This is a genomic window from Maribrevibacterium harenarium (assembly GCF_006385675.1).
Lineage (GTDB): Bacteria > Pseudomonadota > Gammaproteobacteria > Pseudomonadales > Marinomonadaceae > Marinomonas > Marinomonas harenarium.
This window is the reverse complement of record NZ_VFRR01000006.1, coordinates 103344-124703: the sequence shown is the minus strand read 5'-3', so window position 1 is coordinate 124703 and position 21360 is coordinate 103344. Positions and strand designations below refer to the sequence as shown.

At 47.9% G+C, this 21360-nt stretch carries 20 protein-coding genes; 8 read left to right on the top strand and 12 right to left on the bottom strand.

Annotated features, from left to right (window positions below; all coding sequences use genetic code 11):
- Positions 1-76 precede the first annotated feature (76 nt).
- Genes FJM67_RS05210 through FJM67_RS05195 form a run of 4 tightly spaced genes read left to right on the top strand, consistent with a single transcriptional unit; the run spans position 77 to position 3855 of the window.
- Positions 77-988, top strand: a complete 912-nt coding sequence (locus FJM67_RS05210) for an ABC transporter permease subunit (protein ID WP_140587615.1) — start codon at positions 77-79, stop codon at positions 986-988.
- Between the two features lies 1 nt (position 989).
- Positions 990-2267: a high-affinity branched-chain amino acid ABC transporter permease LivM gene (gene livM / locus FJM67_RS05205; protein ID WP_140587614.1), complete on the top strand. Its 1278-nt coding sequence runs from the start codon at positions 990-992 to the stop codon at positions 2265-2267.
- Positions 2264-3145 (top strand): ABC transporter ATP-binding protein, encoded by an 882-nt coding sequence (locus FJM67_RS05200; protein WP_140587613.1) that lies wholly within the window; start codon positions 2264-2266, stop codon positions 3143-3145. Before livM ends, FJM67_RS05200 begins: the two co-directional genes overlap by 4 nt.
- On the top strand, positions 3142-3855 hold the full coding sequence (locus FJM67_RS05195) for an ABC transporter ATP-binding protein (protein ID WP_140587612.1): 714 nt from the start codon (positions 3142-3144) through the stop codon (positions 3853-3855). Before FJM67_RS05200 ends, FJM67_RS05195 begins: the two co-directional genes overlap by 4 nt.
- A 93-nt stretch (positions 3856-3948) precedes the next feature.
- Here the strand turns inward: FJM67_RS05195 and FJM67_RS05190 are convergent, their stop codons facing one another.
- From FJM67_RS05190 to glnA, 5 genes are all read right to left on the bottom strand, one after another.
- Complete coding sequence (locus tag FJM67_RS05190) at positions 3949-4506, bottom strand: L-threonylcarbamoyladenylate synthase (RefSeq protein ID WP_140587611.1); 558 nt, start codon at positions 4504-4506, stop codon at positions 3949-3951.
- A gap of 124 nt (positions 4507-4630) precedes the next feature.
- Positions 4631-5014, bottom strand: coding sequence for a DUF3461 family protein (locus FJM67_RS05185; RefSeq protein ID WP_140587610.1), 384 nt, complete (start codon positions 5012-5014; stop codon positions 4631-4633).
- A gap of 165 nt (positions 5015-5179) precedes the next feature.
- A complete protein-coding gene (gene ntrC / locus FJM67_RS05180; RefSeq protein ID WP_140587609.1) occupies positions 5180-6607 on the bottom strand; it encodes a nitrogen regulation protein NR(I) in 1428 nt (475 codons plus the stop codon).
- Positions 6608-6616: 9 nt separating this feature from the next.
- Positions 6617-7690, bottom strand: coding sequence for a nitrogen regulation protein NR(II) (gene glnL / locus FJM67_RS05175; RefSeq protein WP_140587608.1), 1074 nt, complete (start codon positions 7688-7690; stop codon positions 6617-6619).
- A 283-nt stretch (positions 7691-7973) separates the two neighbouring features.
- Positions 7974-9380 (bottom strand): glutamate--ammonia ligase, encoded by a 1407-nt coding sequence (glnA, locus tag FJM67_RS05170; protein ID WP_140587607.1) that lies wholly within the window; start codon positions 9378-9380, stop codon positions 7974-7976.
- Positions 9381-9720: 340 nt separating this feature from the next.
- On the opposite strand from glnA, the gene thiI reads away from it, so the two are divergent.
- The 4 genes from thiI to dtd all read left to right on the top strand — a co-directional run bounded on the left by thiI (position 9721) and on the right by dtd (position 15553).
- A complete protein-coding gene (gene thiI, locus FJM67_RS05165; protein ID WP_140587606.1) occupies positions 9721-11172 on the top strand; it encodes a tRNA uracil 4-sulfurtransferase ThiI in 1452 nt (483 codons plus the stop codon).
- Between the two features lie 176 nt (positions 11173-11348).
- Positions 11349-12941: a methyl-accepting chemotaxis protein gene (locus FJM67_RS05160; RefSeq protein ID WP_219845897.1), complete on the top strand. Its 1593-nt coding sequence runs from the start codon at positions 11349-11351 to the stop codon at positions 12939-12941.
- 206 nt (positions 12942-13147) lie between these two features.
- On the top strand, positions 13148-14965 hold the full coding sequence (gene typA / locus FJM67_RS05155; protein ID WP_140587605.1) for a translational GTPase TypA: 1818 nt from the start codon (positions 13148-13150) through the stop codon (positions 14963-14965).
- A gap of 150 nt (positions 14966-15115) precedes the next feature.
- On the top strand, positions 15116-15553 hold the full coding sequence (dtd, locus tag FJM67_RS05150; RefSeq protein ID WP_140587604.1) for a D-aminoacyl-tRNA deacylase: 438 nt from the start codon (positions 15116-15118) through the stop codon (positions 15551-15553).
- A gap of 20 nt (positions 15554-15573) precedes the next feature.
- Here the strand turns inward: dtd and tatC are convergent, their stop codons facing one another.
- The 7 genes from tatC to FJM67_RS05115 all read right to left on the bottom strand — a co-directional run bounded on the left by tatC (position 15574) and on the right by FJM67_RS05115 (position 21351).
- Positions 15574-16332 carry a twin-arginine translocase subunit TatC gene (gene tatC, locus FJM67_RS05145; RefSeq protein ID WP_140587603.1) on the bottom strand — a complete coding sequence of 253 codons (759 nt, stop codon included), beginning with the start codon at positions 16330-16332 and terminating at the stop codon, positions 15574-15576.
- A 19-nt stretch (positions 16333-16351) separates the two neighbouring features.
- Positions 16352-16744, bottom strand: a complete 393-nt coding sequence (tatB, locus tag FJM67_RS05140; protein ID WP_140587602.1) for a Sec-independent protein translocase protein TatB — start codon at positions 16742-16744, stop codon at positions 16352-16354.
- 3 nt (positions 16745-16747) lie between these two features.
- Positions 16748-16963, bottom strand: a complete 216-nt coding sequence (gene tatA, locus FJM67_RS05135) for a Sec-independent protein translocase subunit TatA (RefSeq protein ID WP_140587601.1) — start codon at positions 16961-16963, stop codon at positions 16748-16750.
- 10 nt (positions 16964-16973) lie between these two features.
- Complete coding sequence (locus FJM67_RS05130) at positions 16974-17306, bottom strand: phosphoribosyl-ATP diphosphatase (protein WP_140587600.1); 333 nt, start codon at positions 17304-17306, stop codon at positions 16974-16976.
- A gap of 16 nt (positions 17307-17322) precedes the next feature.
- The gene (ubiB, locus tag FJM67_RS05125; RefSeq protein ID WP_140587644.1) at positions 17323-18966 is read right to left on the bottom strand and encodes a ubiquinone biosynthesis regulatory protein kinase UbiB; all 1644 of its coding nucleotides are present in this window, start codon (positions 18964-18966) and stop codon (positions 17323-17325) included.
- A 2-nt stretch (positions 18967-18968) separates the two neighbouring features.
- Positions 18969-19724, bottom strand: a complete 756-nt coding sequence (gene ubiE, locus FJM67_RS05120) for a bifunctional demethylmenaquinone methyltransferase/2-methoxy-6-polyprenyl-1,4-benzoquinol methylase UbiE (RefSeq protein ID WP_140587599.1) — start codon at positions 19722-19724, stop codon at positions 18969-18971.
- A 91-nt stretch (positions 19725-19815) separates the two neighbouring features.
- Positions 19816-21351, bottom strand: a complete 1536-nt coding sequence (locus FJM67_RS05115) for a GGDEF domain-containing protein (RefSeq protein ID WP_140587598.1) — start codon at positions 21349-21351, stop codon at positions 19816-19818.
- Positions 21352-21360: the final 9 nt, after the last annotated feature.

The following is a 21360-nucleotide window of genomic DNA, read 5'->3' as shown; positions in this document are numbered from 1 at the left end:
AGATTAGTGCTAAACATGGCGACATCAACGTGATGTCGCCATGCCTCTCCGTTTTATATTCCCACGAGGTTTTTCGATGGATATCGTTCTCCAGCAGCTGGTAAACGGTCTGACGCTCGGTTCAGTTTACGGGCTCATTGCGATCGGTTACACCATGGTGTACGGCATTATAGGCATGATCAACTTTGCCCATGGTGATGTGTACATGGTGTCGTCATACATTACGGCAATTGCCATCGCCCTGTTGACGTTTTTTGGTCTGGAATCTTTTCCAGTAATTATTTTAGGCACCCTAATCTTTACGATTGCCGTTACTAGTGTTTACGGTTGGGTAATCGAGCGGGTGGCCTATCGTCCACTACGTAACTCCAGTCGTCTGTCGATTCTTATTTCGGCGATTGGTATGTCGTTGATACTGCAAAACTATGTGCAGATTGCGCAGGGGGCTCGCCAACAAGGTGTACCTTCTCTGCTAAGCGGCGCGGTTCGTTTCGATATCGGTGATGGCTTTGTGCAGATCACTTATATGAAACTCTTTATCCTCTTTGCTGCTTTCTTGGGTATGGGTGTATTGACCTACATTATCCAGAAAACCAAGCTTGGCCGCATGTGTCGTGCGACCCAGCAAGATCGCAAGATGGCCTCTATTCTGGGTATTGATACCGACAAGATCATTTCTCTTGTATTCGTTATCGGTGCTGCGATGGCTGCATTGGCTGGTGTATTGATTACACTAGACTATGGTGCTTTCGACTTCTACGTGGGCTTTATTATCGGTATCAAAGCGTTCACCGCAGCGGTATTGGGTGGTATCGGATCTCTTCCAGGGGCTATGTTGGGTGGCATCATCCTCGGTCTTTCGGAAGCTTTGTTCGCCGGCCTTATCTCCTCTGACTACAAAGACGTGTTCTCTTTCTCCCTATTGGTGGTGATCCTGATCTTCCGTCCAAGTGGTCTTCTTGGTAAACCTGAAGTGGAGAAAGTATAAGATGAGTCAATCTACAGGAATTGATATCAAACAAAGCCTAGTAGATACGGTGATTGCCGGTCTGATGGCTCTGATTGTATTTGGTCCGATTGTCGGTGTGCTGTTGGATGGGTACGACTTCAATCTGCAAACCGGAAATGTGGCTGGGTTGGTCGGCGTCGTGATGATGGGGCGCTTTGCCGTATCCTTATTTTTCCAATCCCAAGCTGGGCGTAACTTTCTTTACCGTCAAGCCAGCAAAAACGATGGCGTGACAGTAACGGCGCCAGATTATAAGAGCAATCTGCGTTGGATCATCCCAGTGGTGATGGTGCTTGGATTGATCGTGCCGTTTATTGCCTCTAAGTACGTGTTAACCGTCGTTATTCTCGGACTTATCTACGTATTGCTAGGCTTGGGGTTGAATATCGTAGTGGGCTTAGCAGGCCTATTGGACTTAGGCTTTGTTGGCTTTTACGCTATCGGTGCTTACGGCTTGGCACTTGGCTATGAAAACCTTGGTATCGGCTTTTGGACTATGTTGCCATTAGCCGCCATCATGGCAGCAGTGGCTGGTGCTATTCTTGGTTTCCCGGTGCTGCGTATGCACGGGGACTACTTAGCCATCGTAACCCTAGGCTTCGGTGAAATCATTCGTTTGGTATTGACCAACTGGACGTCATTCACCCATGGCCCAAATGGTGTATCTGCACCACTGCCAACGCTATTTGGTCTGGAGTTCAATCGCCGTGCTTCAGAAGGCAACATCCCTTTCCATGAGTTTTTTGGTCTGAAATACGACTCGGGTTTCAAATATATCTTCGTCTATTTGATCCTGTTCCTTGTGGTGTGGGCGGTACTGTATGTAAAACATCGCCTAACTAAAATGCCAGTTGGCCGTGCTTGGGAAGCCCTACGGGAGGACGAAATTGCTTGTCGTTCTCTAGGTCTTAACCACGTGTTGGTGAAACTTTCTGCCTTTATGTTGGGGGCTTCTACTGGTGGTATTGCCGGTGTGTTCTTTGCCAGCTACCAAGGCTTTGTTAACCCATCCTCGTTTACCTTCTTTGAGTCGGCGTTGATCTTAGCGATCGTCGTTCTAGGCGGTATGGGTTCTACGTTGGGTGTAGTGTTGGCGGCATTCTTCCTCACAGTAATGCCAGAGATTCTGCGTGAGTTCGCGGACTATCGTGTGTTGATGTTCGGTGTACTCATGGTTGTCATGATGATTTGGAAACCGCGTGGTTTGGTACGTGTTACCCGTACTGGTTTCGCGACGAGAAAGGGGACGGTAAAATGAGCCAAGAAAACATCCTAACGGTAAAAAACCTAGTGATGCATTTTGGTGGTATTAAAGCCCTCAATGACGTCACTTTTGATATCAAACGCGGCTCAGTGTCCGCTCTGATTGGGCCAAACGGTGCCGGTAAAACCACCGTATTCAACTGTCTAACAGGTTTCTATAAAGCGACCGGTGGTCAGATTGAGTTGAATGCCGGCGGCAGAACCACTAGCGTCATTAAGGTGCTGGGTGAGTCGTTTCAAGTGTCGGACTTCTTTTCCCCAATCGCTTTTTGGAGTCGTTTGAAATACAAAATGTTCGGCGGCTCCCATTTGGTAAACCGTGCTGGTCTAGCCCGTACTTTCCAAAACATTCGTTTGTTTAAGGAAATGTCGGTAGTTGAGAACTTGCTGGTGGCCCAGCATATGCGGGTAAACCGCAGTATGTTCGCCGGTATCCTGAACACTAAAGGCTTCCGCGAGTCTGAAGAAGAAGCGTTACAGCGGGCTTTCTACTGGTTGGGAGTAGTGAACTTGACCGAGTTCGCGAACCGTCTAGCGGGTGAGCTTTCCTACGGCCAGCAGCGCCGTTTGGAAATAGCACGAGCCATGTGTACCAATCCAGAAATCGTCTGTTTGGATGAACCGGCCGCGGGTCTAAACCCTTCCGAAACGGAAGAGTTGACCTCGATGATCCGTTATCTGCGTGACAAGCATAACACGACAGTGTTGCTGATCGAGCACGATATGGGCATGGTTATGCAGATCTCTGACTACATTGTTGTGCTTGACCATGGTGAAGTTATTGCCAAAGGTGGTCCAGATGACATTAAGAGCAACCCGAAAGTAATTGCGGCCTACTTGGGTGCAGAAGAAGATGAAGAGGTGAGCCTATGACGGCCTTATTGGAATTTAAAGATGTAGATGTCCACTATGGTCCGATCCAGGCACTCAAAAAAGTGTCTCTTACCGTTAACCAAGGCGAGATCGTTACCATGATCGGAGCCAACGGTGCCGGTAAGTCGACCTTGCTGATGTCGATCTTTGGTCAACCACGGGCTTCCGGTGGTCAGATCATCTACCAAGGCGAAGACATTACCCGTAAATCAGCTCACTATGTGGCTTCCAATGGTCTCGCCCAGTCTCCGGAAGGGCGTCGTATCTTTCCAGGTATGTCTGTGGAAGAAAACCTACTGATGGGAACGATTCCAATCGGTATGGAACATTGTGATGAAGATATGGAGCGTATGTTTACCTTGTTCCCCCGTTTACGTGAACGTCGTAACCAACGGGCTTCCACCATGTCCGGTGGTGAACAGCAAATGCTAGCTATTGCCCGCGCCCTGATGAGTCGTCCAAAACTCCTGTTGCTGGATGAGCCAAGTCTGGGTCTGGCGCCGATTATCGTAAAGCAGATTTTCCAAATTCTGCAGGACGTGGCGAGTACTGGCATGACCATCTTCTTGGTGGAACAAAACGCCAACCACGCCTTGAAATTGGCGGACCGTGGTTACGTAATGGTGAACGGTGAAATTCGTATGACCGGCACGGGTGCAGAACTGCTGGTGAATCCTGAAGTTCGTGAAGCCTACCTAGGCGGTCACTAGTTTCAATCGGTTCATGCAATAACGATCAAACCCCCAAGCGCTCCTTAGCGCTTGGGGGTTTTCTTTTGCAAAGAAGTAAGCCGTAGAGTGGGATTAAAGCCGAAACGGCTTACCGGTAAGTAAGTCTAAGATCTGAGACGGTTGCTGCTCGCCCCCTAGTGGAGCATCCAAGATGCCATCGAGATTATCACGGAAGTAAGCGGTTACTTCCTCTAACGATCTAGCTGGTTCCAGGCTGGCTGGATTGGCGGAGGTGGAAACAATGGGGCCACCAAAGGCTTCACATAACCTAGAAACGTAAGGATGTTGGCTTAAACGGATGGCGATACTTTCGTGGGAGCCGCGAACCCACGTGGGTGCGATTGTGGTGTCGGGAACGACCCAAGAAGTGGGGCGCTCGCATTTGCTATATAAGCGTGCAACCGCCTCGACAGGCAAATCGTTTGCCCAAGGAGTAAGCTGCTCTGGGGCTCCAGCCACTAAAATCAATCCTTTTTCCATCGGGCGCTGTTTGAGATCAAGTATCCGCTGAACAGCGGCCGCGTTATTGGGGTCACATCCTAACCCCCAAACCGCTTCCGTGGGATAAGCGATGACACCACCGGCTCGCATAATGGCGGCCAGTTCATCAATAGCGGTGGAAATCAGCATTGGCATTCTCTCGATATTTCGTAGTAATGAAAATGATTAACAAATGCCGATTGTACCCACATAAAAAAAACAGAGCCATAATTTCTGGGCTCTGTTTTTTTAAGCTTGGGTTATCGATGCTAAATTAATGGCTTAGCTTATCGATTTTCTCTTTCAACTCAGCAATCTTGTTGGCTACTACGCGCTCTAGATGATCTAGTTCTTTGACTAGGTCTTCTTTTGTGAGTTTGTCTTCGAACTCTTGGCCTAGCAAACGACCTAATTCGTCAACCGCACGTAATACCACCAGAGATGGTTCGCTTACTTCGCGGTATTGTTGTTGACCGCCATCAGCAAGCACAGTGCGAGTGGAGCGACCAAATTTAAATTTTTTGCTTTTTGGTAGCAGAGAACCCTTTTCACGGCGGTAATAAATCTTCAAAACATCAAAACCACCTTCGTAGCGCAAGGTGTACTTTTCAATATTTTCGAAGCTTGTGATGCCCATGGATTCAAGAGTAGGGTACATAGCAGTTTCCTTAACTATCGTGGTGGTTTTTTCGTCATTATAAAGAGGATTATTGCACGAAAACGACTAAGTATAGAAGACTGAGGCTGCTATATATCATAACAACCGTGAAAAACTGCGAAGAGGCACACCGGATAAGTGATTTATCCGGTGTGAAAGAATGAGTTAATCGCTGGTGTCGTGATTGTCGATCCCTAATTCCTTAATTTTGCGGGTCAAGGTGTTACGTCCCCAGCCGAGTAACAGGGACGCATCACGGCGGCGGCCAGCGGTATGTGCCAAAGCAGTTTCAATCATGATGCGTTCAAATTTAGGTACGGCCTGTTCCAAAATGCCTTTTTGCCCAGTGGCCAGTGCTGCATTGACCCAGCTCTTGAGAGCATCTTCCCATGAACCAAAAGGTTGTGAGGATGGCGTATGCTCAAGTAATTCCGGCGGTAAATCCTCTACTAGGACTTCTCTACCCGATGCCATCACAATCAGCCAGCGACAAGTATTTTCTAGCTGACGTACGTTCCCCGGCCAGTCTAGGCGGCTCAGATAACTTTCTGTCTCAGGGGAGAGCACCTTGGGTTCCACATGCAATTCATCGGCTGCTTTGCTTAAGAAGTAGCGTGCCAGCTTAGGAATATCTTCCCGACGTTCTGCCAGTTTCGGTAGGTGGATGCGGATGACATTTAGGCGGTGGAATAAATCCTCCCGGAAGGCACCTTTCTCCACTAAACCTTCTAGATTCTGGTGGGTCGCTGCAATAATACGTACATCCACTTTTACCGGGGTATGACCACCAACACGGTAAAATTCACCATCGGCTAATACACGCAATAGACGAGTTTGTGTTTCCGCCGGCATATCACCGATTTCATCCAGAAATAGGGTGCCGCCATTAGCCTGTTCGAAGCGGCCTCGGCGTTGGGTATTAGCCCCGGTAAACGCCCCTTTTTCATGGCCGAATAACTCTGACTCAATCAGGTCGTGGGGAATGGCTGCCATATTAAGGGCAATAAATGGATTCTTCGAACGTGGGCTGTGGCGATGTAGCGCTTGCGCAACGAGTTCTTTACCTGTGCCTGACTCACCGTTGATCAAAACCGTAATATTGGAGTTGGCTAAACGACCAATAGCACGGAATACCTCCTGCATCGCCGGTGCTTCACCAATAATCTCTTTTTGTACCAGTGGCTCAGGGGGCGCAACCGGGGTTAAATCCGGTTGGGATTTTTTGTGGTGAAGAATGGCGCGCTTAACCAAGGTGACGGCTTCATCTACATCGAATGGTTTTGGCAAGTATTCAAACGCACCTCCCTGGTAGGAGGCTACCGCACTTTCTAGGTCAGAATGAGCTGTCATGATAATGACGGGCACATAGGGATGATCTTCTTGCAAGCGACTGAGTAGCGTTAACCCATCCATGCCTGGCATACGAATGTCACTGATGATGGCCGTCGGTTGGTCCCTTTTTATGGCGCTTGCGAGTGATTCCGCCGTATCGAACAACCGACATTGTATGCCTTCCTGTTCTAGGGTTTTCTCCAGCACCCAGCGAATTGAACGGTCGTCATCGACGATCCAAACAGTTTCTTGATTTGGCATAACTCTCTCCTAGCCTGTTACCGATAACTTCTCGATCGGAATTAAAATATTGAATTCGGTGTGTTGCGGTACGCTATTGCATTCAATGATGCCGCTGTGTTGATGAATCACAGACTGGGCAATAGATAAACCGAGCCCAGTGCCGTCAGGGCGACCACTTACCATGGGGTAGAATAGGGTTTTCATAATGTGGTCAGGGATGCCGGGACCGTTATCGGTAATGCTGATTTTGCAAACCAAACGATGTCGCTTGGCTCCAATGGTAAATTGGCGTAACGCGCGGGTAGATAAGACGATCTTTTTCGATCCGTTGCTCTGATCCTGGAGCAAGGCCTGCATGGCATTGCGTACTACGTTGAGCACCGCTTGGATTAACTGGGCCTCATCTCCAACCACATCTGGGATGCTAGGATCATAATCACGCACTAGCTCAATTTGACCATCGGCTTCCACCGAAATGAGTTGATTGACCCGCTCCAATACTCGATGAATATTCAGTGCTTTATATTGGGGCAATTGTCTAGGGCCAAGTAGCCGGTCTACCAGATCTCGCAAGCGATCCGATTCTTCAATAATCACTTGGGTGTAGTCTTTCAGCGCTTCGTCGGAAAAGGCTCGACTAATAAGTTGTGCTGCCCCTCTGATACCGCCAAGTGGATTTTTAATTTCGTGGGCTAAACCGCGAATAAGCTCTTTGCTCGTCTGGTGGTTAGCAATCAATTCGTCCTCTTGGGAAATGCGCTTCATGCGATCCCTTGGATGTAATTCGATTAATAGGCTTTCAATGTAATTTAGGCTGCCTAGCACCGGCGTGACCGTATAGTCACAGAGTAACGATTTGCCCGTGGTTAGGGTGATCTCCGCTTCCCGTTTAGTGAATGGATGTCCAGAATCAATTGCATCCCATAGGTCTTTAGCACTTTTTTCATCTTCACTAAAAGCCGAGGTTAAATCGTGCCCATAGATACGGCGCCGACTGACTTCCAATAGCATTTCCGCTGATGGATTCAGATACTCGATTTGTAGTTCTCGATTCAATTGCACCACGGCAGTGGATAAATGATCGATCAGTAAGCTATGCACAGGTACTGCCTCTCATAAGGTGTAACTCAGTTGTTATTTGTTATCGTTTTCTGATTGCTCGCACGGTATCTACCGTAAAAAGTGATTAGCAAACAAATGACTGCAAAATACGAACCAACATTGTGCGTCTTTGAAGCTCCATATTCTGGGCCTTGGAGCAACCATTATTTTATGTCTTGCCTTATTATGGTGCATTATCCTGAGGTGATGACAAAATTGGGCAAAAAAAAGCCCCGACATGTGTCAGGGCCTTTCGGTTATATCGACAAGTTAATTTGCCAAATTAAACGCTGTAGTAAAGTTCGAACTCGATTGGGTGCGTAGTCATAGCAACACGTTGTGCTTCTGCTGCTTTAAGTTCGATGTAGGCATCGATCATGTCGTCAGAGAATACACCACCCTCAGTCAAGAAAGTGCGATCAGCGTCTAGGCAAGCAAGTGCTTCTTCTAGGCTGCTAGCAACAGTAGGGATCAATTTACCTTCTTCTGGTGGAAGATCGTAAAGGTCTTTATCTGCTGCATCCCCTGGGTGGATCTTGTTCTTGATACCGTCGATACCAGCCATCAACATTGCAGCGAAAGCTAGGTATGGGTTAGCGGTTGGATCAGGGAAACGTGCTTCGATACGCTTACCTTTAGGGCTAGAAACGTAAGGAATACGGATGGAAGCAGAACGGTTACGTGCAGAGTAAGCAAGCATAACTGGTGCTTCGAAACCTGGAACAAGACGTTTGTAAGCATTGGTAGAAGCGTTAGTGAACGCGTTCAACGCTTTCGCGTGCTTGATGATACCGCCGATGTAGTAAAGCGCCATTTCAGATAGGCCAGCGTATTGGTCACCAGCGAATTGGTTTTGGCCATCTTTCCAGAAAGACTGGTGTACGTGCATACCAGAACCGTTGTCACCAACGATTGGTTTAGGCATGAAAGTCGCAGTTTTACCGTATAGGTGCGCAACGTTGTGTACACAGTACTTAAGAATTTGAACTTCGTCAGCTTTCTTAACTAGGGTGTTAAATTTAACACCGATTTCGTTTTGACCCGCAGTCGCTACTTCGTGGTGGTGTACTTCAACAGAAAGGCCCATCGCTTCCATTGCGTTACACATAGCGGCACGGATTTCGTGGTGAGAGTCGATTGGTGGAACTGGGAAGTAGCCGCCTTTCACGCGTGGACGGTGGCCAGTGTTGCCGCCTTCAAAAGACTTTTTAGAAGACCAAGCCGCTTCTTCAGAGTTGATTTCAACGCTGCAGCCAGACATGTCTGCATGCCATTTAACATCGTCAAAAATGAAGAATTCTGGCTCTGGACCAAAGAATGCCGTGTCACCAAGACCAGTAGATTTCAAGTATTCTTCAGCGCGTAGAGCTACAGAGCGTGGGTCACGGTCGTAACCTTGCATAGTAGTAGGTTCGATGATGTTGCAACGAACGATCACAGTTGGCTCTTCCGTGAATGGATCCATTACAGACGCTTCATCATCTGGAAGCATGATCATGTCGGATTCGTTAATGCCTTTCCAACCAGAAATAGAAGAACCGTCAAACATTTGACCGTTTTCGAAGAATTCTTCATCTACTTCAGAAGCAGGAATTGTAACGTGCTGCTCTTTACCTTTGAAGTCTGTAAAGCGAAGGTCAACCCACTTTACGTCGTGCTCAGCGATCAAACCAAGAGTCTTGTTTGACATATTTAATCTCCAGTTTTGGTTAGGCGAAATTTCTTTCGTGTCTGCAAGTGCCTCGTAAGAAGCAACGTTGCGGATTCTTAAGCATTTCCTGTGCCAGAAATCAGAGCACAGAGAAAAGTTCTTTAAAAACAATGCTTTAATCTTTGCTCAACGGGATATCACAAAGACTCTGCACGAATTCAGACACTCCATCGCACTAAAAAAGCGATAAATGCTCTTTTTTGGTGCAGATATGTTTTCGTGTGTTATTTCTTGGTGCAAAAATGAAACTTGGCATCCCAGAGCATTGCTTTATACTGTGCCCCCTTTGTTAACACTGCCTAAATAATACTCACACCCAATGAAATTCATCGTTAAGTTCTTCCCCGAAATTACCATCAAAAGTCGTCCAGTACGTAAGGCACTGGTCAAACAATTAAGACAAAACATTCGTTTAGTACTCAGAGACATTGACTACGACGTTGTCGTGGCCGGCAACTGGGACTATATCGAAGTGCTTTCTGAGCGGGAAGAGTGCCGTTCCGATTTTGTCTCGGCGTTAGCCTGTATCTCTGGCATCGCCCATTTCCAATATGTGCGCGAGTTCACCTTTACGACTTTTACCGATATTGTTGAACAGGCGGTAGACGCCTACGGTGAGTTGCTAAAGGACGCCGTATTCGCGGTACGGGTGAAGCGTGTCGGTACACACAGCTTTACCTCGGTGGAAGCTGAACGGGAAATTGGCAGTGAGTTATGGCAGCGTTGTGGCGCCAAATCGGTGCATTTAAAAGCTCCTGATGTTTTGGTGCCAATCGATATTCGTGATGACCGCGTTTGGCTAATCGAGCAGCGTGTTGAAGGGTTAGGTGGTTACCCACTTGGCTCCCAGGACTCTGTGTTGTCCCTTATCTCTGGTGGCTACGACTCCACGGTGAGTTCTTTCATGACCATGAGTCGCGGATTAAAGACCCATTTCTGTTTCTTTAATCTTGGCGGGGATGCCCACGAGATTGGCGTGAAGCAGGTTTCTCACTTTCTCTGGAAAAAATACGGTAGCGGCTTGAGCGTTAAATTCGTTACCGTGCCATTTGAAAAAGTGGTTGGCGAAATCCTGACCAACGTTGACAACGCCGAAATGGGCGTCATTTTGAAACGTATGATGCTACGTGCCGCCAGCCAAGTGATGGAAGGGGTTGGAGCCAAAGCATTGGTGACCGGCGAAAGTATCGCTCAGGTTTCTAGCCAAACGTTAGCCAACCTAAAAGTCATTGATAGTGTGACCGATGAGTTGGTAATTCGACCACTGATAACCACTAACAAGCAGGTCATTATCGACACCGCAATTGATATCGGTACGGCCCCATTTGCCGCAAGTATGCCGGAGTTCTGTGGTGTGATTTCGGTTAAACCGACCACCCGAGCGAAGATGCATCGGGTAGAACGAGAAGAAGCCAAGTTTGATTTTAGCGTCTTGGATGAAGCCATTACCAATGCCCAAGTACAAACCATCCAAGATGTGATGAGCGCTGTGGATAAGCAATATCAAGGAGAGATCCCGGTAGTGCGTATGCCTGTGGGTGATGAGGTTATTGTGGATATTCGCCACCCAGATGAGGCTGAGAAAAAACCACTCAAAGCCCATGGTCGCCCCATTAAGGTAATTCCATTTTTTGCCTTGGAGTCCCGCTGGCAGGATTTGGCTGCAGATGTCCCTCATTTACTGTATTGCGGCAAGGGCGTCATGAGCCGTATTCACGCCTCCTACTTGCTAGGTAAAGGACATCAGAACGTGGGCATCTACCTTCCTTAAAAAAGGTTTTTAATACAATAGTTTACACAACCGGTCAGATTGTTATCGCAATCTGACTTTTCGTTAATAATTGTTTAAAAATGCAACAGCTCCTTTGATTTGAATCATCATTGAATTGTTACGGAAACACGTAAAATTCGCCCCCAATAAAAACAGGGGACATCAGGGGGAGATCAATGAGTTACACACAAAATGGATCTGAGCGTGTCTTGGCGAAAGACGCAAACATTCTTTCCATTACCGATCTGAAAAGCCATATTACTGACATCAATGCGGAATTTGAGGCGGTGAGTGGATTCACCAAGTCTGATTTATTGCAAAAGCCCCATAATGTGATCCGCCATAGCGATATGCCAGCCGCGGCATTTAAGGATATGTGGACCCACCTTTTGGCGAAAAAGTCCTGGATGGGGGTAGTAAAAAACCGCTGTAAGGATGGTGGTTATTACTGGGTGGATGCCTACGCAAGTCCAATTCTCAAAGACGGCCAAGTTATTGAATATCAATCTGTGCGGCGTCTGCCTGATGAATCAGTAAAGCAGCGGGCCGAGGTGCTCTACAAAAAACTAAATCAAGCAGGCAGTAACGCTGCGAAAGTTTTGCCCAAGAAGCCATTATTGTCCCTGCCTACGAAAATTCTCGGAGCTACGGCATTAACTAGCCTTGCAATCATTGGTGCAAACATCGGTTTGGATGGCACTGCAGCATGGCTAGCCTCTGGAGCTGCTGCGGTATTAGGGCTTGGTGCCAACTATCTGTCATTGCAACCAATTCTACGTGTCGTTGAAGACAGCAAAGCCATTTCCGATTCTGAACTAGCTGCCTATGTCTATACTGGTCGCACTGACGAAGCGGGTTTTATTCGCTTGGCGTTAACGCGCTTAAGGGGGGAAACCGCAGCGGTCGTTGGTCGTATCAATGAATTTTCCCGCCAAGTATGGGACAAGCAATCTAGCATTTGTGACAGTGTGGAAACGAGCCAACGTTCACTTGCTGCGCTAAGCGATGACTTTAGTAATATCGAGCATGCGACCGAAGAAATGGCGGCGGCAGTGGAACAAGTTGCGGCTTCTACTCAGCAGAGTGCGGCAGCATCTGAATCCGCTAGTGCAAAAATGGATTCTGGTTTAAGCGCCATTTCCCATACTAAGCGGGCCATGGATCAAGTTTGCGAGCAAATTACCTTGGCGCGGGACGAGCTTTCCAAATTAAAAGAAGACAGCGATGCCATTTCTTCCGTCGTAGAAGTGATTCGCGAAGTAGCGGAGCAGACCAACTTACTGGCATTGAACGCTGCGATTGAGGCGGCTCGTGCTGGTGAGCAAGGTCGCGGTTTTGCAGTAGTCGCTGATGAGGTGCGTGGTTTGGCAACCCGTACTTATGAATCTACCGAAGATATCGTTGCGGCTATCGAGCGAGTACAGCAGGGCTCACAAACAGCCTTTGCCAAAATGGAGCTAGCCGTTGAGGCGGCACAAAGCAGTGGTTCCCAAACCCGAGTGGCGGAAGAAACTGTATTGGAAGCCCAACGGGATCTGAAAGAAATACACATGCAGGCGATGGAAACGGCCTCGGCCATGGAGCAGCAAAGTGGTTGTGCTAGCGACATTAATCATCGTATTGCCAGAGCAAGTGTTGTTGCCACAGAAATCACTGGGCGTAGTCGCGAAGACGTGCATTCTTGCTCGGATATGCGCGAGTTAGCCAAAGATATGGAAGGCCTAGCAAGTCAGTTCTGGAAGCAGGTGACGCAACCTAAACAAGCTTAACTCCCCTGTAGGCGAAAAATACCGAGCCAAAATTAAAGTCTCGGTATTTTTTTGTCTTTTTTCCGGGTTTTCATAGGAAGTTCATCAAGATAGGGGTAAAATTGCGCGAATTTTACCCCGAAGTGCACCTTTTAGGTCTTGGCGTACCCGTCCCGCCTGGCCCTGCGTTGGTGCATTTCACTTCGCACAATGCAGAGAATATTTTAATGTCTATTGATATCAGTAAGTTACGTAACGTCGCCATCATCGCGCACGTTGACCATGGTAAAACTACCCTTGTTGACCAGCTACTTAGCCAGTCCGGTACCCTAGATCGTAAAGAGCTTGGCTCTGAGCGTATCATGGACTCCAACGACCAGGAAAAAGAGCGTGGTATCACCATTTTGGCGAAAAACACGTCAATCAAATGGAACGATTACCGCATCAACATCGTGGACACCCCTGGGCACGCTGACTTTGGTGGTGAAGTTGAACGCGTACTATCGATGGTAGACTCTGTGTTGCTATTGGTTGATGCGGTAGACGGCCCAATGCCGCAAACACGTTTCGTAACTTCCAAAGCGTTTGAACGTGGTCTAAACCCTATCGTGGTTATTAACAAAATCGACCGTCCAGGTGCGCGTCCTGACTGGGTAATGGATCAAGTGTTCGATCTATTTGACTCCCTCGGTGCCACTGAAGAACAGTTAGACTTCCCAGTTATTTACGCGTCTGCGATTAACGGTATTGCTGGTAACGATCCAGAGGAAATGGCTGAAAACATGGAGCCACTGTATCAGATGATCGTGGACAGTGTGCCAGTGCCAGAGGTTGACCCTGCGGCACCGTTCCAGATGCAAATCTCTGCTTTGGATTACGACAGCTACGTCGGTGTTATCGGTATCGGTCGTATCACTCGCGGTACCTTGTCGCCAAACCAACAAGTGGTTATTAAAGCGGCTAATGGTAAAGAGCGTAAAGGTCGTGTGTTGCAAGTAAAAGGCTACCACGGTCTTCAGCGTGTAGACACCACCAAAGCTTCCGCTGGTGACATCGTTTGTATCACAGGTATCGATGGCCTAAGTATTTCTGACACCCTATGTGACCCTGATAACGTGGAAGCCTTACCAGCATTGACTGTGGACGAGCCAACCGTATCTATGACCTTCATGGTGAATGATTCACCATTTGCGGGTAAAGAAGGCAAGTTCGTTACTTCCCGTAATATCAAAGATCGTCTCGAGCAAGAACTTATCCACAACGTGGCGCTCCGGGTTAAGCAAGGCGATACGCCAGATAAATTTATCGTTTCTGGTCGTGGTGAGCTGCACTTGTCGGTATTGATCGAAAACATGCGTCGTGAAGGCTTCGAACTAGGTGTATCACGTCCTGAAGTAGTGCAAAAAGAAATCGACGGCGTGATTCAAGAGCCATTTGAGCAAGTTGTGATCGACGTAGAAGAGCAACACCAAGGTTCTATCATGGAAGAGCTGGGCTTGCGTAAAGCTGAGCTAACCAACATGGAGCCAGATGGCAAAGGCCGTGTGCGTCTTGAATTCATGGTGCCTTCCCGTGGTTTGATCGGCTTCCGTGGTCTGTTCCTAACACTGACTTCTGGTTCCGGTATTATGACCAGCATCTTCGACCACTACGGCCCAGTAAAAGATGGTGAAGTAACCAGCCGCCAAAACGGTGTGTTGATCAGTATGGTGAAAGGTAAGACCCTATCTTACGGCCTATTCAACCTACAGGATCGTGGTCGCCTATTTAAAGGTCACGGTGAAGAAGTATACGAAGGTCAAATCATCGGTATTCACTCCCGTTCAAACGACCTAACAGTTAACCCAACGAAGGCAAAACAGCTTACCAACATCCGTGCTTCTGGTACGGACGAAGCGTTGACGCTAACGCCACCAATTCGTCATACTCTAGAGCAAGCCCTAGAATTTATCGAAGACGATGAATTGGTTGAAGTAACGCCAGTAAGCATCCGTCTTCGTAAGAAACTGTTGACTGAAAACGAACGTAAACGCGCTAGTCGCTAATACGTTACTGAGCAGCAGCAAAGAGCTTTCGAGCTCAGAGCGAGCAGAAGCGCCTTCGGGCGCTTTTGTTTTTTCTAAAGGGGTCAGACCCTCCCATCATGGGGTCAGACCCCCGGCTATGAGGGTCTGACCCCATAAGGAGTAGTGTTAATGAAGGTGCTGGTGCAAAGAGCATTGAATGCTTCTGTCAGTGTTGCTGGCGAAGTCGTTGGAGCTATTGGGCATGGTCAAATGGTGCTAGTTGGCATTGAGCGAGGAGACACAGAAGCCGATGCGGACAAGCTAGCTGATAAGCTATTGAAGTATCGTATGTTTAGCGATGCTGAAGGCAAAATGAATTTGAATGTGCAGCAGGTCGATGGTGGGGTATTGCTAGTTTCCCAATTCACCCTAGCGGCAGAAACCAAAAAGGGATTGCGCCCTGGGTTCTCTACCGCCGCCGAGCCAGCGGAAGGGAAGCGCTTATTTGATTATTTTGTCGAACAAGTCAGAGCCAAACATAATAAAGTGGCAACAGGTCAATTTGGCGCAGACATGCAGGTTGCTTTCACCAACGATGGCCCTGTTACCTTTATGTTGGAATCGTAGGAACCCGCTGTGCGGGTGATTTAGGCTTGTTGTGCGCTTTCCTCTTCCTCGTCAGCTTCCACTGGCACGGTACGACCAGCAAGCAGTCCCAACTCAAATAGCAACCACATGGGGATAGCTAACAGCGTCTGGGAGAAAATATCAGGCGGCGTGATTAACATGCCCACTACGAAACAGCCCAAAAACACATAAGGGCGTTTTTTGCTAAGACTATCTACGGTGGTCACGCCAGCTTTAATCAACAGGTAAGTAGCCACTGGAATTTCAAATGTTACCCCAAAGGCAAAGAATAGCTTTAGCACAAAGTTCAGGTAATTGTTTATGTCGGTCATCACGGCAACTTCACCGGGGCCAACGGTGGTGAAAAAGCCAAAAATCAACGGCAAAACCACATAATAGGCAAATACGATACCGGCATAAAACAAGAACACACTGGAAATCAGTAGTGGAATTGCGACACTTCTTTCTTCTTTGTATAGGGCTGGAGCGATAAACGACCATATCTGATATAGAGTGAATGGGATCGAAACCAAAACGGCTAGTGCAAAAGTCAGTTTTAGCGGGGCCAAAAAGGGCGACGCCACTTCAGTCGCGATCAGGGTACTACCAGCAGGTAACAAAGAACGTAGTGGTTCAGATACAATCAGATAAAGGTCGTTGGCAAAGGCATAAAGCCCAAAGAAGATAACTAGGATAACCACAACGATTTTGAGCATACGATTACGTAGCTCAATCAAATGGGAAACCAAAGGAGCCTGTTCGGCGTGTTCAGCACTCATGTAAAATCATCCTACGCGATTAAGCACGGGGAGAAGGTTGTTCGGTCGCGGCAGTGTTCTCTGCAATTTTCGCATCACTTGCAGGTTGGGTGACAGCGCTAGACACCGGAGCCGCTGATTCTTCTTGAACAGGCTTCGGCACTTCGGTCTGTCCTGGTACCGGCGAACTCATGGATTGCTCAAGCTGGGCGCTTTCACGCATGATACGTTCGTTGGTTTCTTTTATCTTGCGCTGCATTTCTTCCTGGTCGAGCTGGGCATTGATCTCGCTCTGCACCGATTGAATGCTGCGTTTGATCTTGCGCACCCAAAGGCCAGCGGTTTTGGCCGCAGTAGGCAAACGTTCAGGGCCCAAAATAATGAGCCCTACCACGAAAACAACCAGCAGTTCTGAAAAGCCAATGTCGAACACAGATTAAGCGCTCTTGTCGTCTTTACGGGATTCGCCTTCAATCACCTTTTGATTGTCCTTGGTGGCGACTTCTTCGTCTTCCTTGTTAACGGCCTCTTTAAAGCCTTTCACTGCACCGCCTAGATCAGAACCTAGGTTCTTCAATTTCTTGGTGCCAAAAATTAGAACTAGGATGGCTAATACAATAAGTAACTGCCAAATACTAATGCCACCTAACATAGCGGTTCTCCTACTTTGTGCGACTGGCTTTTTCTTCTAAGCCAGACAAATTGAATCTACGGGCTAGCTCATGCAAAACATCTTCAGGACCTAAGTCCAAATGAGATAGCATAACGAGAGTATGAAACCATAGGTCCGCCGTTTCATAGATTACGTCCTGTTTGTCACCAGACGTTACCGAATCTTTTGCGGCAATGATGGTTTCGACGCTTTCTTCCCCTACCTTTTCCAGGATCTTATTCAGCCCCTTGGCGTGTAGACTGGCAACGTAGGAGGAATCTGGCGCGGCAGCTTTGCGTTGTTCAAGTGTCTGCGCGAGTTCTGCCAATACATCAATCTTCATTATAGTCTCTCAAATATTACGGTTTTAATACTAACAGGTATACACCAAACACAAATAGGACCAAACTCAACAAATCTGCTGTTGCTAAGTGTTCTAACATTGTTGGATCGGTGCTGATCCAAGCCGCCCCTAAACTGATGACGCCGAGTAATTTAAACGGCGTGTTATGACGCCCACGGCGTAGCTCTTTGCGTAACGACTCAATGGCTTCAGTTTGAGCGGCCATGCGCTCTTCTTGTTTCGCCACATGTTGTAACGCCGAGAAGGCCAGATTCGGCAGCTGGGGTAATTGCCCCGCCCATTCCGGTGCTTGTTTCTTGATTTCTTGGAATACCCGTTTCGGACCTACTTGCTCATTCATCCAACGCTCGAGGAAAGGCTTGGCTGTGACCCATAAGTCTAAATCTGGGTAAAGCTGACGCCCTAACCCTTCGATGTTAAGCAAGGTTTTTTCTAATAACACCAACTGAGGCTGCACTTCCATATTGAAGCGGCGCGCGGTCTGGAATAGTCCTAACAGAACCTGGCCGAAGGAAATGTCTTTCAATGGCTTGGCGAACATGGGCTCGCACACACTACGGATAGCGGATTCGAAGGCATGGACAGGAGTGCCTTTGGGGACCCAACCACTTGCCACATGTAGCTCCGCTACCATGCGATAATCCCGTTGGAAAAAAGCCAGCAGATTACGGGCTAAATAATGTTTATCCTCGTCATCCAGACTGCCCATAATGGCACAGTCAATGGCGATGTACTTAGGCTTATCTGGGTTGCTCGTATCGACAAAAATATTGCCCGGATGCATGTCTGCATGGAAAAAGCTGTGGGAGAACACTTGGGTAAAGAAAATTTCCACACCTCGTTCTGCCAAGCACTTCATATTCACATTGCGGTCATGCAGGGTCTGGATATCGGCTACTGGCACACCGGAAATGCGTTCAATCACCATCACGTTGCGGCGGCAGTAATCCCAATAAACTTGTGGCACATACAGCAAATCTGAATTGGTGAAATTGCGCTGTAACAGCCCGGTATTCGCCGATTCTTTGGTTAGATCAAGCTCATCCAGAATGGTGTACTCATAGTCCCGCACCACTTCAACAGGACGCAAACGGCGACCATCAGCGCTGATTTTCTTAACTAAGTGGGCTAAGGCGTAAAGCAGGCCAATATCTTGCCGGATGGTTTTCTCGATATTCGGGCGAATAACTTTCACCACTACTGCTTCGCCAGTTTTTAGGGTGGCAGTATGCACCTGAGCAATGGAAGCAGAAGCCAACGGTTTGGTGTCAAAACTGGCAAATAAGTCTTCGACGCTGGCGCCGAGATCTTTTTCGACGATACGCTTGGCGATTTCTCCGTCAAAAGGTGGCACTTTATCTTGTAATTTCGCCAACTCATCGGCGATGTCATCGGGTAACAAATCCCGACGGGTAGAGAGAATCTGCCCAAACTTGACAAACACAGGGCCTAACGACTCTAGCGCTAAGCGTAAACGCTCCCCACGGTTTTTCAGCGCCCGTTGTCGACCAGGTTGCAACAGTAAACCTAGAGTAAGGCGAATGAACCAAGGTAAGCGCTCGAAGGGTATAAAAGCATCCAGACGATAGCGCAGCAATGTCCAGCCAATGCGTACAAACCGAGTTGCTGTTCTCCACATCACTAGAATTTATACCCTTTGTGCAGTGCTACAATGCCACCGGTGAGGTTTTGATAGCTAGTACGCTCAAAGCCAACTTCTTCCATCATGCCTTTCAGTGTCTCTTGGTCTGGATGCATGCGAATGGATTCCGCAAGATAACGATAGCTTTCCGCATCGTTAGCTATCACTTTGCCCATGAAAGGCAAGAGTCGGAAGGAATACTGGTCGTACACTTGGCTAAGTAGCTCTGACTCGGGTTTAGAAAACTCTAATACCAGCAAACGACCACCGGGTTTTAATACCCGATACATGGAAGCAAGTGCTGCGGATTTGTCCGTCACATTACGTAGGCCAAAGGCAATCGTAATACAATCAAAGGTGTTATCTGGGAAAGGCAGCGCCTCAGCATTGGCTTGTACATACTTCACATTGCCGACAATGCCGCGATTTTCCAGCTTGTTACGACCTACTTTCAACATGGAGTCGTTGATATCGGCCAATACCACCTCGCCGGTGCTGCCAACGATACGGGAAAACTGCATCGTCAAATCACCCGTGCCACCGGCAATATCCAATACCTTATTACCCGCACGAACACCAGACTGGCTGATAGTATGGCGTTTCCAAAGACGATGAACGCCGCCAGACATCAGGTCATTCATGATGTCGTACTTGGCTGCCACAGAGTGGAATACCTGGGCAACGGCTTCGACTTTTTTATCGGTAGGGATTTCTTTGAAACCAAAGTGGGTGGTTGATTGTTTGTCGTCTTGCATAAATCTCGTTCCGGGCACCTGCTGAGGGGTGCTTTATTGATTTGATTGGCACTATTGTACCCCCGAGTAAGGTTGTGGGGCACGGCTTAAATTAGGAATTGTCGCCAATAACGCGGTTACGCCCTTCGGTTTTTGCCCGGTAAAGATTTTTATCTGCACGGGCAAACAGCTCCTCTGAAGATTCATTGCCGTCAAACAAACTCACACCGATGGAAATCGTAATAGAGACCGGCTCGCCATTCATATTAAAAGGCGTTTGTTCCACAGCGGCCCTGACTCGCTCGGCTGTTGCTAGCGCTTGCTCTAAACTCAGTGCAGGTAGCAACAGGACAAACTCTTCACCACCATAACGGAATAAAACATCCTGCTTGCGCAGTGCGGTCTGAGCTTGGCGTGGCACCAGTCGCAACACCTTGTCCCCCGCCAAATGTCCCCAAGTGTCATTAATGGACTTAAAGCGGTCGATATCCAACACGGCAAGGCAAAGTGGTGTCTGGGAAGCTCTAGCCGAAGTACACAGAGTCATCACCGCTTCTTGATAGGAGGCACGGTTAGGTAACTTAGTCAGCTCGTCGGTCATGGCTTCGGCGATTTTTTGCTGCATCTTCGAACGTAAATGGGAGGCATCTTGCTCCATTTTGTTGACTTTATGCTTAAGCTGGGAGATCGATTTAGCCGCCTGTTGTTCCTGCTTCTTCATATCTTCCCGGTAGCGACTCATGGTTTCTGTAATCGTGCTCATGCGCTCGTTAATCAGACTTTTTAACGAGTCTAAGTCGCTGGCCGAGTTGGCCATAGCCGAGGTTTCTTGAACCTGCTGGGTAAGGTGAGAATCAAAATCTTGCCGTTGGTTAGACAGTGTTTTTTGACTCTTATAGCTACTGATTATCGAGGCATTGATGCTTGCTAGCTGCTTATTTAACTGGTTCAAATACCCGGCTAAGTCATCTTGGGTCTTGCCTACTGCTACCATCACAAGATTAATGACTTCATCCAGTAGGGCAGGTAACTGCTGGATATCACGATTGCCGGACAAAGCTTGGATTAAGTCTTGAATTTGTAGCTGGTAATTATCTGGCAGATTGAGATTTTGGATCAGGCCTGCCAAGGTGTGACAGATATGAACCATAATATCTTCGTGGGAATGCTTCGTCTCTGTGGAGCGGGTCTCTTTGCGCCCGAATAAACGATTGATCAAAGAGGGAGGGCGCTTTTCCTCACTAGTGGGTGTGGTTAGGGATGCTTCTACCAAGCTAGAAAATTGCAGCAACAGACCCGGCCAGCTCGAAATGGTTTGCCAGTGACTGCGTAAATTCGCTTCAAATTGCTTTTTAGCGGTGAGTGATATATTCGCTTGTGGTGCAGATTCTAAAACATCTAATAGATCATGGAGCGTGTTACGAAAGGCTTGAGCCCGTTCTAGACGCTTGTCATCAAAGCTAAGTACGTGGGGCTCAAGGGACTTTAGTGACTCGAGCACCACGTTCACATCATCGGTTTTGGCAATGTTGAGGCGCATTTGTTGCAGCGCCTTGTCTATCTCAGGGTCGTTACCCTCGGCAAGCATGCTGGTACGTGAAATGGTTTTACGTAACGCTTCGATTAACTTTTCCTGAGTGACGTCCATTGCCTGACC

Coding starts and splice junctions, on each gene's coding strand:
- FJM67_RS05210 (WP_140587615.1), top strand. CDS start 77: ATGGATATCGTTCTCCAGCAGCTGGTAAACGGTCTGACGCTCGGTTCA.
- livM (WP_140587614.1), top strand. CDS start 990: ATGAGTCAATCTACAGGAATTGATATCAAACAAAGCCTAGTAGATACG.
- FJM67_RS05200 (WP_140587613.1), top strand. CDS start 2,264: ATGAGCCAAGAAAACATCCTAACGGTAAAAAACCTAGTGATGCATTTT.
- FJM67_RS05195 (WP_140587612.1), top strand. CDS start 3,142: ATGACGGCCTTATTGGAATTTAAAGATGTAGATGTCCACTATGGTCCG.
- FJM67_RS05190 (WP_140587611.1), bottom strand. CDS start 4,506: ATGCTGATTTCCACCGCTATTGATGAACTGGCCGCCATTATGCGAGCC.
- FJM67_RS05185 (WP_140587610.1), bottom strand. CDS start 5,014: ATGTACCCTACTCTTGAATCCATGGGCATCACAAGCTTCGAAAATATT.
- ntrC (WP_140587609.1), bottom strand. CDS start 6,607: ATGCCAAATCAAGAAACTGTTTGGATCGTCGATGACGACCGTTCAATT.
- glnA (WP_140587607.1), bottom strand. CDS start 9,380: ATGTCAAACAAGACTCTTGGTTTGATCGCTGAGCACGACGTAAAGTGG.
- thiI (WP_140587606.1), top strand. CDS start 9,721: ATGAAATTCATCGTTAAGTTCTTCCCCGAAATTACCATCAAAAGTCGT.
- FJM67_RS05160 (WP_219845897.1), top strand. CDS start 11,349: ATGAGTTACACACAAAATGGATCTGAGCGTGTCTTGGCGAAAGACGCA.
- typA (WP_140587605.1), top strand. CDS start 13,148: ATGTCTATTGATATCAGTAAGTTACGTAACGTCGCCATCATCGCGCAC.
- dtd (WP_140587604.1), top strand. CDS start 15,116: ATGAAGGTGCTGGTGCAAAGAGCATTGAATGCTTCTGTCAGTGTTGCT.
- tatC (WP_140587603.1), bottom strand. CDS start 16,332: ATGAGTGCTGAACACGCCGAACAGGCTCCTTTGGTTTCCCATTTGATT.
- tatA (WP_140587601.1), bottom strand. CDS start 16,963: ATGTTAGGTGGCATTAGTATTTGGCAGTTACTTATTGTATTAGCCATC.
- FJM67_RS05130 (WP_140587600.1), bottom strand. CDS start 17,306: ATGAAGATTGATGTATTGGCAGAACTCGCGCAGACACTTGAACAACGC.
- ubiB (WP_140587644.1), bottom strand. CDS start 18,966: ATGTGGAGAACAGCAACTCGGTTTGTACGCATTGGCTGGACATTGCTG.
- ubiE (WP_140587599.1), bottom strand. CDS start 19,724: ATGCAAGACGACAAACAATCAACCACCCACTTTGGTTTCAAAGAAATC.
- FJM67_RS05115 (WP_140587598.1), bottom strand. CDS start 21,351: ATGGACGTCACTCAGGAAAAGTTAATCGAAGCGTTACGTAAAACCATT.